General features: G+C 40.8%; 15 protein-coding genes. 14 read left to right on the top strand and 1 reads right to left on the bottom strand.

Features of this window, described 5'->3' with window-relative positions; all coding sequences use genetic code 11:
* The 3 genes from HYN43_RS14010 to HYN43_RS14000 are packed head-to-tail and all read left to right on the top strand — an operon-like array spanning position 1 to position 3,361.
* The gene (locus tag HYN43_RS14010) at positions 1 to 831 is read left to right on the top strand and encodes a CheR family methyltransferase (protein ID WP_205589930.1); all 831 of its coding nucleotides are present in this window, start codon (positions 1 to 3) and stop codon (positions 829 to 831) included.
* On the top strand, positions 821 to 1,408 hold the full coding sequence (locus HYN43_RS14005) for a chemotaxis protein CheB (protein ID WP_162996469.1): 588 nt from the start codon (positions 821 to 823) through the stop codon (positions 1,406 to 1,408). The genes HYN43_RS14010 and HYN43_RS14005 overlap by 11 nt, the downstream gene beginning before the upstream one ends.
* Positions 1,409 to 1,432: 24 nt before the next feature.
* On the top strand, positions 1,433 to 3,361 hold the full coding sequence (locus tag HYN43_RS14000) for a hybrid sensor histidine kinase/response regulator (protein ID WP_119409936.1): 1,929 nt from the start codon (positions 1,433 to 1,435) through the stop codon (positions 3,359 to 3,361).
* Positions 3,362 to 3,367: 6 nt separating this feature from the next.
* Here the strand turns inward: HYN43_RS14000 and HYN43_RS13995 are convergent, their stop codons facing one another.
* A complete protein-coding gene (locus tag HYN43_RS13995) occupies positions 3,368 to 3,853 on the bottom strand; it encodes a methylated-DNA--[protein]-cysteine S-methyltransferase (protein ID WP_119409935.1) in 486 nt (161 codons plus the stop codon).
* Between the two features lie 97 nt (positions 3,854 to 3,950).
* Between HYN43_RS13995 and HYN43_RS13990 the strand changes: the two genes are divergently transcribed.
* The 11 genes from HYN43_RS13990 (at position 3,951) to HYN43_RS13940 (ending at position 13,905) form a co-directional block, all read left to right on the top strand.
* A complete protein-coding gene (locus HYN43_RS13990; protein WP_119409934.1) occupies positions 3,951 to 4,634 on the top strand; it encodes a heme exporter protein CcmB in 684 nt (227 codons plus the stop codon).
* Between the two features lie 444 nt (positions 4,635 to 5,078).
* Positions 5,079 to 6,263 carry a carboxypeptidase-like regulatory domain-containing protein gene (locus HYN43_RS13985; RefSeq protein WP_119409933.1) on the top strand — a complete coding sequence of 395 codons (1,185 nt, stop codon included), beginning with the start codon at positions 5,079 to 5,081 and terminating at the stop codon, positions 6,261 to 6,263.
* Positions 6,264 to 6,400: 137 nt separating this feature from the next.
* Positions 6,401 to 6,916: a hypothetical protein gene (locus HYN43_RS13980; RefSeq protein WP_119409932.1), complete on the top strand. Its 516-nt coding sequence runs from the start codon at positions 6,401 to 6,403 to the stop codon at positions 6,914 to 6,916.
* A 323-nt stretch (positions 6,917 to 7,239) separates the two neighbouring features.
* Positions 7,240 to 7,530, top strand: a complete 291-nt coding sequence (locus HYN43_RS13975) for a WYL domain-containing protein (protein ID WP_119409931.1) — start codon at positions 7,240 to 7,242, stop codon at positions 7,528 to 7,530.
* Between the two features lie 9 nt (positions 7,531 to 7,539).
* Positions 7,540 to 9,378 (top strand): AAA family ATPase, encoded by a 1,839-nt coding sequence (locus HYN43_RS13970; RefSeq protein ID WP_119409930.1) that lies wholly within the window; start codon positions 7,540 to 7,542, stop codon positions 9,376 to 9,378.
* Positions 9,379 to 9,463: 85 nt separating this feature from the next.
* On the top strand, positions 9,464 to 10,195 hold the full coding sequence (ccsA, locus tag HYN43_RS13965; RefSeq protein ID WP_281024320.1) for a cytochrome c biogenesis protein CcsA: 732 nt from the start codon (positions 9,464 to 9,466) through the stop codon (positions 10,193 to 10,195).
* Between the two features lies 1 nt (position 10,196).
* The gene (locus HYN43_RS13960; protein ID WP_119409928.1) at positions 10,197 to 10,406 is read left to right on the top strand and encodes a CcmD family protein; all 210 of its coding nucleotides are present in this window, start codon (positions 10,197 to 10,199) and stop codon (positions 10,404 to 10,406) included.
* 151 nt (positions 10,407 to 10,557) lie between these two features.
* Positions 10,558 to 11,994, top strand: coding sequence for a Glu/Leu/Phe/Val family dehydrogenase (locus HYN43_RS13955; protein ID WP_119409927.1), 1,437 nt, complete (start codon positions 10,558 to 10,560; stop codon positions 11,992 to 11,994).
* A 96-nt stretch (positions 11,995 to 12,090) separates the two neighbouring features.
* Positions 12,091 to 12,600 carry a hypothetical protein gene (locus tag HYN43_RS13950; RefSeq protein ID WP_119409926.1) on the top strand — a complete coding sequence of 170 codons (510 nt, stop codon included), beginning with the start codon at positions 12,091 to 12,093 and terminating at the stop codon, positions 12,598 to 12,600.
* 404 nt (positions 12,601 to 13,004) lie between these two features.
* Positions 13,005 to 13,193, top strand: a complete 189-nt coding sequence (locus HYN43_RS30350) for a hypothetical protein (RefSeq protein ID WP_162996468.1) — start codon at positions 13,005 to 13,007, stop codon at positions 13,191 to 13,193.
* Positions 13,194 to 13,494: 301 nt separating this feature from the next.
* On the top strand, positions 13,495 to 13,905 hold the full coding sequence (locus HYN43_RS13940; protein WP_119409924.1) for a cytochrome c maturation protein CcmE domain-containing protein: 411 nt from the start codon (positions 13,495 to 13,497) through the stop codon (positions 13,903 to 13,905).
* Positions 13,906 to 13,909: the final 4 nt, after the last annotated feature.

The following is a 13,909-nucleotide window of genomic DNA, read 5'->3' as shown; positions in this document are numbered from 1 at the left end:
ATGGATACAGCGCAGGGAATTATATCGCAGGCCCAGGTTTTTGAACTGATTGATATTATAAAAAAAGTTCATGGCTTTGATTTTGCGGGCTATACAAAGGCTTCGTTAAAGCGCAGGCTTATTCGCATTATGCTGCTCAATAAGTTTGAGTTTTACGATTTAAAGCATGTACTGATTAATGATGCCGCCTTTTTTCAGGGCTTTTTGGAGGAAATTACGGTTAACGTTACCGAAATGTTTCGCGACCCGGCTTTTTATAAAGCGGTTAATACACAGGTAGTGCCTTACCTTTCTACCTATCAGCATGCCAAAATATGGAGTGCAGGCTGCTCAACGGGCGAGGAGGTTTACTCGATGGCCATACTGATGAAGGAGGCGGGTTTAGGTAAAAAATCGTTTATCTACGGTACAGATATTAACACCGAAGTGCTGAGGGAGGCCCGTAAAGGTATTTACAGCTTACGCAACATAAAAAGCTATGCCGAAAACTACCAGTACACCGGCTTAAAAGGATCGATAACAGATCATTTTACCATTTTGTATGATGCTGCTTCGGTGCATAATGAGTTAAAGCAAAACACGTTGTTTTCGGTACATAATTTAATATCTGATAATGTGTTTAATGAGTTTCAGATGATTAGCTGCCGCAACGTTTTTATTTATTTCGAAACGTTTTTGCAGGAGCGGATCCTGGAGTTGTTTTATAAAAGCCTGTGCCCGTTGGGTTATTTATGTCTTGGCAGTAAAGAAACAATCCGGTCAGACGCTTTTAAAACAAAGTTTAAGGTAATCAACCAAAAGGAAAATATCTATCAAAAAGTTGGCACCTGATAAAAATTTATTGGAGCGATGGCAGGCTGCCGAAATACTATTATTCGGCGGTTCGGCGGGCTCGTTCAAAATTTTGTTCCGCATTATTAAAGAACTTCCGGGTGCGTTTGGGAAAACAGTAATCCTTATCATCCACCGAAAAAAAAACTTTTTTAGCGAAATTGAAAAACTGTTTGCCGAGAACAGCCGTATGTATATGCGCGAAATTGAGGATAAGGATATTCTAAAAAAGAATACCATGTATATCGCGCCGGCAAACTATCATACCCTGATTGAGGAAGGCGGATATTTTAGTCTCGACGTTTCGGAGGCCGTATGGTACTCAAAACCATCAATTGATGTTACTTTTGAAAGCGCTGCCGAAGTGTATGGCGACAAATGCGTGGCTATACTGTTATCAGGAGCAAATCAGGACGGGGCTGATGGTATGTTGAAGATTAGAAAAAGCGGCGGCCTTACTATAGCGCAGCAGCCCGAAGACGCCGAAATGCCCGAGATGCCGCGGTCGGCGATAAAAAATGGAGCTGCAGAATACGTGTTAACACAAGATGAGATATTTAAATTATTGCTTTTATAATCAGCATATTACCCCAAATATTACATGACCCCTGTTAATATTCTTATTGTTGATGATAGAGAAGAGAACATAATTGCGCTCGAAGCATTGCTTGAACGCGAGGATATTAAAATATTTTCTACTACATCGCCAAACGAAGCGCTTAAAATTGCCTGGGAAACCAATATAGCGATTGCACTCGTTGACGTACAAATGCCCGAAATGGATGGCTTTGAATTGGTTGAGATGCTTAAATCAAATCCGCGTACCAAAGATATCCTGGTAATTTTTGTTACCGCCATATCCAAGGAAGCAAAATACGCGGTGAAAGGCCTTGGTACCGGCGCTGTAGATTACCTGTATAAACCGCTCGATCCGTACATCACATCGGCCAAGGTTGATTCGTTTGTACAGCTGGCCCGCACGCAGGCCGATATCAAACAAAAAAACGAGGAGCTTCAAAACTATGCCGTAGTGGTGAAAAACTCGGCAGATATTATCAGTTCGGTGGATGCGCAAAGTTTGCGGATCATTGATATCAACCCTACCGTCGAAAAAATAATGGGGTTCAAGGCGGCCGAACTGATTGGAAAAAGTATTGTTGATCTGGCTATTGGAGATCATCAGCCGGCTTTTCGCAAAAAACTGGGCGAGATTATCAAGGATAACCTCAGTTTTGCCATTTTTGAGTTTAAGTTTGAAACCTTTGATAAGCGGGTAATTTGGGTAGAGTGCCGGGCAGCGTACCGAAACAAGGTTATTTTTATCAATATCAGCGATATCTCGCCGCAAAAAAGCTACCAGGAGCAGCTCATCAAATCAAAAGAAAACGCCGAATACAGTAAAAAAGTCAAGGAAACGTTTTTAGCTAATATGAGCCATGAGCTGCGTACGCCGGTAAACGGTATTATAGGCATTACATCGCTTTTGCGTAAAACCGGGCTTAACGAGCAGCAGCTTGGGATGCTCGATTTGCTGGATACCTCATCCAAGTCATTATTGGGTGTTATTAACGATGTGCTTGATATTTCGAAAATTGAAGCCGGCAAGTTCAGCATCATTCGGGCGGCAAGCAATGTTTATGATATCGTAAAATCGGTATTCAACCTGTTGAAGTTTAAAGCCGACGAAAACAATATTGAGTTTTTGCTGGAGATTGAAGAAGAGGTGCCACAATACCTGATGATCGACTCGTTGAGGCTTAACCAGATTTTGATGAACCTGCTGAGCAATGCCCTTAAATTTACAGAAAGGGGATATGTAAAGTTGAAGATTGTTGTACTGCAGAAGCATAACGATAAGGTTAAAATTAAATTTATTGTGGAGGATACCGGCATCGGCATCCCATCCGACAGGCTGAACAAGATCTTCGAATCATTTGAACAGGCCGAAGATGATACATCCAACAGGTATGGCGGTACCGGTTTGGGCCTTACCATTGTAAAAAAACTGGCCGAGCTTAAAGGCGGCGAGCTTACGGTAAGCAGCCAGGTTGGAAAGGGCAGCACCTTCAACTTTACCAACTGGTATACTATTGCCGTTAAGCCTAAAGAAAAGCTAACCACTAAAACCGATAAAACACTGCCACCGTTTAATAATGTGCGTGTATTGGTGGCCGAAGATAATATGGTTAACCAGTTTATGCTTTCTAAAATATTAAAAGACTGGAATGTAGAAGTGGACATGGTTGATAACGGCCGCAAGGTAATTGATAAACTAACCGACCGCACTTACGACATCATTTTGATGGATACCCATATGCCCGAAATGAACGGCTACCAGGCGGCCAAAACTATCCGGGTTGATTTTGAGGAGCCCAAACGGAGTATCCCCATCATCTCACTTTCGGCAGCAAGTTATGATCATGAACAGCAGGAGGCTATTTCGGCCGGGATGAACGATGTGCTATCCAAGCCGTTTATGCCTTACCAGCTGCACGAAAAAATGGCGAGGTTGCTAAAGGTGGATGCATAAGCAGGTTTAAAACTCCAGTTTAGTTTGCCCAATGCCCAGTACTTTAGCCTCGTGCTCCAGCAGCCATTGTTTGCGCCAGATACCGCCTGCATAACCTGTAAGGCTGCCGTTTGCGCCGATAACCCGGTGGCAGGGGACCACTACCCATAAAGGGTTACGCCCGTTTGCTGCAGCAATAGCCCTTATGGCCAGCGGATTATTCATCTGGTTGGATTGTTGGGTATAGGTAATGGTGCTTCCGTAAGGGATCTTCATCAGTTCGTTCCAAACTTCCTGCTGAAAATTGCTGCCCGATTGTTTTATCGGGAAAGTGAATTCCCTCCGTTTGCCCGCGAAGTATTCATTTAGCTGATGGATAGCGGTTTGCATCAGGGGAGTGGAGGCAGGCTCAATATCATATTCCTCATCGCGGATGGATATAGATGAAATGAAGGCATCCTCCTCAATAATGCGGGCAATACCAACCGGGGTTTGGAAATAAGCTACAGGCATGCAATATCAGGTTTATATCAGTCAAAATTAGGCTAATTTTATTAGCCTGTCAAATCTACACCCCTTCAGTTCGCCCTTATTGATTACATTTGCCACCATGAAATTTGTTAATGAAACCTGGTACCTGCTAAAAAAGGAGATTTTGCTGGAGTGGCGGGCAAAATATGCTTTTAATGGTGTTTTGCTATACGTGGTTTCAACGGTGTTTGTATGCTATATTTCGCTTAACCTTAATCCTGGTTTTGCAAACAGTAACGGTTACCCGGTGGTTTGGAATGTGTTGTTCTGGATTATTATGCTGTTTGCGTCGGTAAACGCCATAGCCAAAAGCTTTATGCAGGAAAGTAAAAACCGCCTGTTGTATTATTATTCTATTGCCAGTCCGCAGGCTATTATACTTTCAAAAACCGTTTACAATGTTTTGTTAATGTCGTTACTAAGCGTATTGGCATTAATTGTTTACCTCGTATTTTTCCCAAACACCCTTGGCGATCCGCTGTATTATTTCCTGGCCGTGCTGTTGGGCAGCCTGAGTTTTTCAACGGTTTTTACCATGATCTCGGCTATAGCCTCAAAAGCAGGTAATAACGGTACGCTGATGGCAATTCTCAGCTTCCCGGTTATCATCCCGGTAATCCTCGTGCTTATTAAACTGAGCAAAAGCGCAATGGATGGGGTTGACCGGAGTTTTTTTTATGGCAACATTGGCGTGCTGTGCGCTATTAATGCTATTGTAATAGCTACTGCTTTACTATTGTTCCCTTATTTGTGGCGAGACTGAAGTAGGTGGGTTAAATGGTTTGGCTGCTTAAGCTGATCAATTTTTCATTACACCAATTTCCTTCGCGCGAAGAATTGATTGAACTATGCTTTTATCTTGCTGTTTGGATGTAAAAAACCAAACAATACAGCTTGTGTTCCACTTTTTTAGGTGGAACACCTGAGAATTTCTCACATTAAATTACCATTGATAATCAGCATGTTACAAAATGCGGTTTTTTACTATAAGTTAAGTGGAACATCTTGGTATTGATAATCAGGTATTTGCGTTTTTGAAAAAACAAAACTGGAACACCCGTTTTTAAAATTGGAACACTTGTTTTTTAAAATTGGAACGCTGACAGGTTGTTGTCAGTGGTCTGGCGAAATAACTGGTAATTTCATCAACCATTCATAAAAAATGTGTTTTTTTATACTTTGAAAATTAACGCCCTTATTTTACTAAATGCGCTTTTATTGGTTTCTGCTTATCTGTTTTTTATGCCCGCTTATCGCTTCGGCCCAATCAAACACCATAACCGGTAAGGTTGTACGGGCCGATACCAAAGCGCCCGTACCCAATGCCAGCGTGTTTTTAAATAATGCCACCTACGGTACTTCTACCGCCGAGGACGGTACTTTTACCCTCAGCGGCGTAAAATCCGGCCAGTACACCCTGGTAATTACCGGTGTTGGTTACGAAGAATATTCAACCACCGTACTGGCAGGTAAAGAACCTGTGAAAATTAGCGCCGAACTCACCCAAAAAGTACTGATGCTGCGCGAAGTAGTGATCAGCAGCAATGCCGACTGGAAAAAGAACTACGAACTTTTCCGCAAGGAGTTTGTAGGCAATACCGAAAACGGCAAAGAATGTAAAGTAACCAACCCGCATATCCTTAACCTCATTTATCACCGCGGCAAGCAGCAACTGGAAGCATCGGGCGATGAGTTTTTGGTGGTGGAGAACCTGGCTTTAGGTTACCGTACCAAATTTTTGTTGAAGAGTTTTTTGTTTGATGGCATTGAGCATACCATATCCTACTCGGGCAGCGCCCTGTTCGAGAACCTGCCCGGCAGCACCGAACAAAAAAAGATCTGGAAGAAAAAGCGTGAGGACGCCTACTATGGTTCGGCACAGCATTTTTACCGCTCGTTGTATAAAGGCACATTGAAGCAGGAGGGCTTTGAAGCGCACGATTTTACCCGCTACCTCAACCCCGAACGCCCCGACGAGGCTGTGCTTGCAGCACGGATTAAGAAATACCGGGAGGGCCCCCGCGATTCGTTGGCTAAATACTACAAGCTAAGCAACATGACCAAATGGTTTCATGAAAGCATGGTTAAAACACCCTACCAGGAAATGGAAATTTTGCGTAAAACGCCGCAGGATGGTATTTATGCCATCACTTTTCCGCATTTTTTATACGTAGTGTACACCAAACGCGAAGAAACCACCGAATTTAAAGATGTTTACCACCCGCTGGATATGCCCAACTACGAAACCAGCGTGCTCACCAAATACTCCAACTTTGTGGCTTTTGATATGAACGGCATTGTGGTATCAAGCCCTGGGCCGTTATATGAAGGTTCATGGTCGAAAGCTAAGCTGGGGGATTTGTTGCCGGTGGATTATGAGCCGGGGGATTGAGGGGGAAATCTCACATAAACGGATATTATAAGTTCACTATTTTTAAATAACAAGTAAAATAGTCGCTTCGACCTGCCTTGTAAAAGATGATTGGAAAATTGTAGTTTTAAGAAATTATCAAAAATCAACAATCGAGAATGGTAGTAGATCTTATCAGCAGGGCGCTTTATTTAAGATCAAAAGGCGATAATACATTATTTGAAAAGGTTAGTGAATGGTTGGAAAATTCACTGGTGAATCCAACTTCAAAATTTTCGGTCGAAAATGAGATGTATTATTCGAAAGAAATTTCATCTGCGCAGTTCCAAGACATTATTGATGAAGATGAATCAGATTGGTTTTTAATGTATTCCGAAAGTTTTAAATTTATGGCTATCGCGAAAAAGAGAACAGTTTCTGAAAATCTGATAGGTGAAAAAGCGGGAATTTATATAACAACGCTTTGGATAATAAAATCAAATATTAAATCCCTTAATGTTGATCAGGAGCCAATATTAATTTACACTCCTTATCGCTTTGATTGGTCGAAACTTAATTTAGCATATGATTTTAAAATGCTAATGATTAAACTTTTAGATCCAAGAGTCAAGCTGATGCAAATGCCAAGTTATGCGGCACCCGAATGGGTAAGCTGGACTACTAAACGAGCGTAATTACCAAATCCCTCAGTTTTTTGTCGCCTTTGATATGAACGGTATGGTGGTGTCGAGCCCAGCGCCGTTGCATGAGGGCTCATGGTCGAAGGCTAAGTTGGGGGATTTGTTGCCGGTGGATTATGAGCCGGGGGATTGATTTAGCGTTTGATGTGATAATTGCGCAAAAACCATCTTGACTTAAATTATTATATAGATGTTTGTCGCTCGTGATATTTAGTCAATTTATTTGTAATCAGAAATTAACCGTTTTTGACGATCATATATAATATTGCATGACTGGGAAATAATATCTAAATTCGGTTTGTAATTAAAACCTTATTATGATTGCACTACTCACTGATGCAATTCAATCACAGTTGTTGATTGAATTTGAATATGATGGTGGACTAAGAGTCGTTGAACCTCATTGCCATGGAACTTCTTCTAAAGGAAATCATGTTTTAAGAGCCTACCAAGTAGATGGTTATTCGTCAACTGGAAAGATGGGCTGGAAATTATATGATGTGTCAAAAATAACATCAATAACAGTTCAAGAAGAAAAATTCTTAACCTTAAGACCAGATTACTCGAGAGGAGACAAAGGAATGGTTAGTATTTATCATGAATTATAAAGTTAACCTGTGTTACTTCAAGAATTTTCATTGCAAGGATATAAATGTTATCGTGATTTAACGACTATTCCGTTCCATAATTTGACTGTTTTAATTGGAGAAAACGATTGTGGGAAATCTACGATTCTGAAAGCTCTCGGCCTTTTTTTGGGTAAATTTAATCAGCAAGAGGATGACTTCTATAATTTAGAAGGTGCAGCTGTTGATACTTTTACTCTAACAGCAAAATTTCAAGTCGATTTTGCTAATGTATCCGAATTATTATCTCCATTTATAGTCGATGGTTATGTATTTATCAAAAAAATTTATACAAGAGGGTTCGCCTTTAGATGTTTTATCAATAAGATTGCCTTACAGGACATTGACTTAGAGACTTATACTAATTTAAACTCCTCTGATATGAAAGATTTATTGAATAGACTTGGGTTACCAGCCTATTCAAATCAAGATGACAGAAAAGCTGAAGTTAAACGGTACATTGAAATAAATAATGAGATGCTGCCTAAGCATGTTTTAGAAACAGAAATTAATTTTAATACAGTAAGTCCAGCGCTGCCTCACTATCAATATTATGGAAGCCATGAATATGGCAACCCTCAATCGTTGGTTAAAAAAACTCTTGAAAATATTATCAGAAACCAATTTTATAACGAAGACGGAGAATTGAAATCGTCATCTATTAGGAAGGTGAAAAATAATGTTCTACAAAAGCTAAATCAAAGTATTGAGCAAAATCTTCTAACACAGATACAAAAATACAATCCTAAAATTAGAAGTATCCAAGGGCGGATAAATATAGATTTTGCTCAAGGGTTGAATTTTCAAGGTCTTGAACTTGATGAAGGGCAAGGATTTAAGTTAGTTGACCACAAAGGAGAAGGCTCAAAAAAAAGATTATTCCTTTCTATTTTAGAATGGGACAAAGAAATTCAAACGAGTAGCCAACAAAACAGGCCGGTGATTCGAGCTTATGATGAGCCTGATTCAAATTTGCATTTTGAAGCGCAACGGAAAATGTTCTATGCGATTTCAGAGGTTGCAAACAACCCTCAGGCAAATACGCAGTCTATTATAGCCACCCACTCTTTGACAATGATAGACAGGGCTCCATCTAATTGTATTAATCATATTATTCAGGAAGCGGGTGTGTCATCGGTGAATTTTTTGCAAACGGGTGGCGATTTGGAAATTCAGAAATTTTTAAATCAAGTGTCGATTGTTGGGGGGATTAAGAATAGCAGTATATTTTATGAAAAGTGTTTTTTAATCGTAGAGGGAGATAGCGAAGAAGCGAGTATGGGGAAAATTTATAAAAAATGGTTTAATCGCACATTGTCCGAAGATGGGATCGTTATAATTAATTTGCAAACAAATGGTGCTTGGTTTAACTTTCTTAAGTTGCTTAGAAATAATAAGAAAAGTAGCACCGTGATGTTGTTGGATTCTGATACGCAAAATCCAGAATGTGGTGCATCTGTTACTGTTGCCAAATTAAATGAGATTGGTTTCGATGCAGACTTTCTAAATAATCAAGTGTTTTTCGCTGGAGTACAGGAATTTGAAGACTTATATCCAGATAAAAGAATTCGAGACGTTTTTAACATCCTTTATCCTCGACCCACAAAAAGACAATGGACGTTAGCGGATATACAAAGATTAAGGATTGATCATTTGAAAATCTCTAAAGGATTTGATATTGAAACTCTTAAGTTTATTAAGCATCATAAAAATCGATATAGGAAACCAGAATTTGCTTCTTCTATAATTGATCTGATGACGGAGAAGGAGCTTAAAACTATTCCCGTACTCCAAAATTTGTTTGATAAAATTCAGGATATTTTGAGTTGACCATCCTGAAATCTTTAACTATTAGTTGCGTCAAACAAAGCGCGATTGGTAAATATAACCAGGACGCATTATAGTGAGATATATCATATTCTATCCCTTATTCACTCCCCAATTTTTCCTTACCTTTACCGCCACAAATCATATGAAGTTTATTTATCAAACATGGTGGAAGGTAATAGCCGTTTTACTGGTATTATCTACTTTTTACACCGGGCTGGTTTTTAAAGCGCCACGGTTGCCAATTATTCACGAAACTATCCGCAATTTATATTTCCACGTGCCTATGTGGATGGGCATGCTTACGGTGTTTGTGGTGTCGGTTTATTTCAGCATTAAATACCTGCAAACGGGTAAGGAAGAGCATGACCTGGCCTCTGTTGAATGTGTTAATACCGGGCTGTTGTTTTATACCCTCGGCCTGTTAACCGGCATGCTTTGGGCCAAATATACCTGGGGCGAGTTCTGGAGCGGCGACCCTAAGCAAAACAGCGCGGCTATCGCGTTCCTGTTATACTGTGCTTACCTGGTGCTGCGCAACTCGATAGATGAGGAGCAGAAGCGTGCCAAAATTTCGGCCATTTACAACATTTTCGCTTTCCCCATTATGATTGTGCTGATCTTCGTTTTGCCCCGTATGACGGATTCCTTACACCCCGGCAGCGGCGGTAACCCTGCCTTTGGTAAATATGATTTGGATAACGGCATGAAGGTGGCCTTTTACCCGGCCATGCTGGGCTGGAGCTTTATCGCCCTTTGGATAGCCACCGTGCGCTACCGTATCCGTTTAGTTGAAAACAAGAAGAACGCTATAAATTAATATGAAAAAATTATCTCTTGTATTGTTGCTTATCCTGTGCTGTACTGTTGCTTTCGCACAGCAGGGCCAACAAGTTGAAATGGCCGACGCGCTGCGCAGCTCGGGAAAAATTTACGTGGTTGTAGCAACTATTTCCATAATTTTTGTTGGATTGGCTATTTTCCTGTTCACTATCGATCGCCGGTTAAAAAAAGTCGAAAACGAAAAGTAGTTCAAATAGTATGTTTAAATTGTTTAAACATATTTTTCGTAGCGCTGTTGATGGTGTACGAAGCACACTAACTAATAAATATTTGCAATATTGATAAAAATTGTACCAAATTTGCTCACTTTTTTAAGAGTTTAATATTTATACAATAGTTATGGCTACGAATATTTTAGTCGCCGACCAGGAAACCCACTTTTTTGGCGACGTATGTAAAAACTTTGATCACGCTGCTCAATTCACCAAACACGATGCCGGCTTGCTTGATCAGATCAAATCATGCAACAGCGTTTACCGCTTCCGTTTCCCTATCCGCAGGGGCAATGGTTTCGAGGTAATTGATGCCTGGCGCGTTGAGCATTCGCACCACCAGTCGCCAACCAAAGGCGGCATCCGCTACAGCGAAATGGTGAACGAGGATGAAGTAATGGCCCTCGCCGCCCTCATGACCTACAAGTGTGCCATCGTAAACGTGCCCTTCGGCGGCGCTAAAGGTGGTATCAAAATAAATCCCAAAAACTACACCGTAAGCGAACTGGAAAACATCACCCGCCGCTATACCGTAGAGCTAATTAAAAAGAACTTTATTGGTCCAAGCATTGACGTACCTGCACCGGATTATGGATCGGGCGAGCGAGAAATGAGTTGGATTGCCGATACTTATGCCACCATGAATCCTGGTCAGCTGGATGCCATGGGTGCTGTAACAGGCAAACCTATCGCCTTGCACGGTATTGCCGGCAGGAGGGAAGCAACCGGCCGCGGTGTAGCCATTGCCACCCGCGAGTGTGTGAGCGTTGGCGAGGATATGCAAAAAATTGGCCTGCTGCCGGGCTTATCAGGCAAAAGGGTAATTGTACAGGGTTTGGGTAACGTGGGCTATTATTCGGCTAAATTTTTGGCAGAATTAGGTGCCATTATAGTAGGCCTTTGCGAGTTTGAAGGCGCTATTTACAACGAAAATGGTTTAGATGTGGAAGCTGTATTCCAGCACCGCAAAGCAACCGGCTCTGTTTTAGGTTATGCCGGTGCTGCACAGGAGTTTACCAATACCATGGAAGGCCTGGAGCAACCATGCGATATTTTGGTTCCTGCTGCTTTAGAAAACCAGATCACGGTAGATAATATCCGCAACATACAGGCAAAAATTATTGTTGAAGGCGCAAACGGCCCAACATCACCCGAGGCCGAGGCTATATTTTATGCCAACGGCGGGATAATCGTTCCGGATATGTATGCCAACGCAGGCGGTGTAACGGTATCTTACTTCGAGTGGTTAAAAAACCTGAGCCACGTGGCCTTTGGCCGCATGAACCGCCGTTTTGAAGAAAACTCCAACCTTAACCTGGTAAATATGGTTGAAGGCATTACCGGTGTGGCTTTAACGCCTATGCAGCGTTCAACCATTATTAAAGGCGCTTCGGAGTTGGAACTGGTAAACTCGGGTTTGGAAGATACCATGATCCGCTCATACCACGAAATCAGGGAGATTTATAAAAGTAATCCTGATATCGGCACCTTGCGTAACGCGGCTATGGTGGGCGCTATTAATAAAATAGCCGTATCGTATCAAAACCTTGGTATCTGGCCATAATTACGGATTTTAATAGTTTTAATATATAGCGGGGTGGGTTTGTAAAAACCCGCCCCGTTTTGGTTTTGGAAAGGATACGCTAATTTTGTTTTAGAAATGAAAGCCTCAGATATACAAAAAAATAAAAACCGCAACCGTAGAAAACGAAACAAGGCTCTTATGCCATATTTAATAGCATTATATGTGCTGTGCTTTTTTGCGTTTTTTTATTCGGCACTTAATCTTCGTTATGTTTTAATTGATAACACGTTGCCGCTGTTGCTGGCAGCGTTTTGCGGATTAATTGCAGTTTTTTTTACAAGAGATCGCAATAGTTACTTTTTTGCAATTATCGGGTATGGATCGCTTTTGATAGGTGTGCCCTTATTTATTAATAACATGTTTGCTGATGTTAAGGATGTAGAGATGAAGTTGCCCATAAAAAATAGGCAACACGCGCGGGGAAAGCATGGGGCTTCTGTTGAGGTAAGATATAATGATTTTGATAAAGAAATATTGATAGACGATGATGCCGATCTGGATAACTGCTTCTATATTGTTTTAAATATGAATAAAGGTTTGCTTGGCTACTATATTATAAGAGAAACTCGTTTGGTGAAAGAATAAAATATAGGAGATGCTTGTCTTTTCGCTTAACATCGGCCAGGGGTTAATAAGATCATTTCTGATAATTTTTGCATATTTATAAGGTGTATAAAACCGTTAAAAAGTTTAAGCATCAACAGGCCCAACAGAAAAGAAACCGGAAGATTCGGCAGTATATATTCTGCGGAATATCTGTTATATGTATAGTTTACGCGTTTCGTGAATTAAATAGCACATTTATTTCAAAATGGCCTGTAATATTGGCCTGGGCCATATCGGGGATTTTTGTCTCAGTGTTTATTATCAAAGAAATGCGGACCTTTTGGGTAGGTGTATTCTTTTCGGGAGCAATTTTTGTTGCTGTGCCCTTGTTTCTCAATGATGTTTTGTCGGACGGAAAGACCCGGGAGTTTAAGGTTGTTATCATGCATAAGTATCATGCACGCAGACGCAGCAGCGCAAAGGTAGATATTGAATTTGCGGAGGTCAATAAAACAGTATTTGCAAATGATGATCAACAGGTTGATTCGTCATCATACGTAATACTTGAATTGAAAAGAGGGTATTGGGGATATTATATTACTACCAAGCCCTCAAAATTTGTTAAGGAGTAGGTTTTAGGAGGAGCGGACACCGGCAAAATCAATTGGCAGGTTGATTTTGTCTGAACCCGAATTTATTGAATTAATGAATTACCAGAATGCAAGGAAAATTCTATAAATTCTAATAATTCCCCCAAATTCGGGTTCAGACAAAAATAAAGTCCTTCCCATCCCACCAATCTCCCCAAATCCCGGTTCAGACAATCCCCAAGCTATCAAGAACGATTCTAAATAAAACATATACCTTGTAATAAACATATTTCGCTGCACGTTTTGTATTTTTGCAAATCGATTTTAATTATATAAACCGCAGATGAAAAAAAGCGCAATTTTTGGTTTGGTTGTTATAGCGGTGGCTATAGCGGTTATCATAAGTGTTTATTCAAGTTCAAGTACTTACGCAACCTTTGCCGAGGCGCAGGTAGCCGGTACCGAGCTGCATGTTATCGGTCACCTCAATAAAAAGAAAGAACTGGTTTATGATGCCACCAAAGACGCCAACTATTTTTCATTTTATATGAATGATAATAAAGGCGAGGAGCGCAAAGTTATCATTAACAGCACCAAGCCCGAAGATTTTGAACGTTCGGAGCAACTGGTAGTTACCGGCCAGATGGTTGGCAACGAGTTTCATGCCTCCAAAATCCTGATGAAATGCCCATCTAAATACACACAGGATAAATTAGACGTTACCGAAGTAAAGGCTAAACAAGCCAGCATTTAACCAT

Source organism: Mucilaginibacter celer, from assembly GCF_003576455.2.
Taxonomy (GTDB): domain Bacteria; phylum Bacteroidota; class Bacteroidia; order Sphingobacteriales; family Sphingobacteriaceae; genus Mucilaginibacter; species Mucilaginibacter celer.
This window is presented reverse-complemented; position numbering and strand designations above follow the sequence as displayed.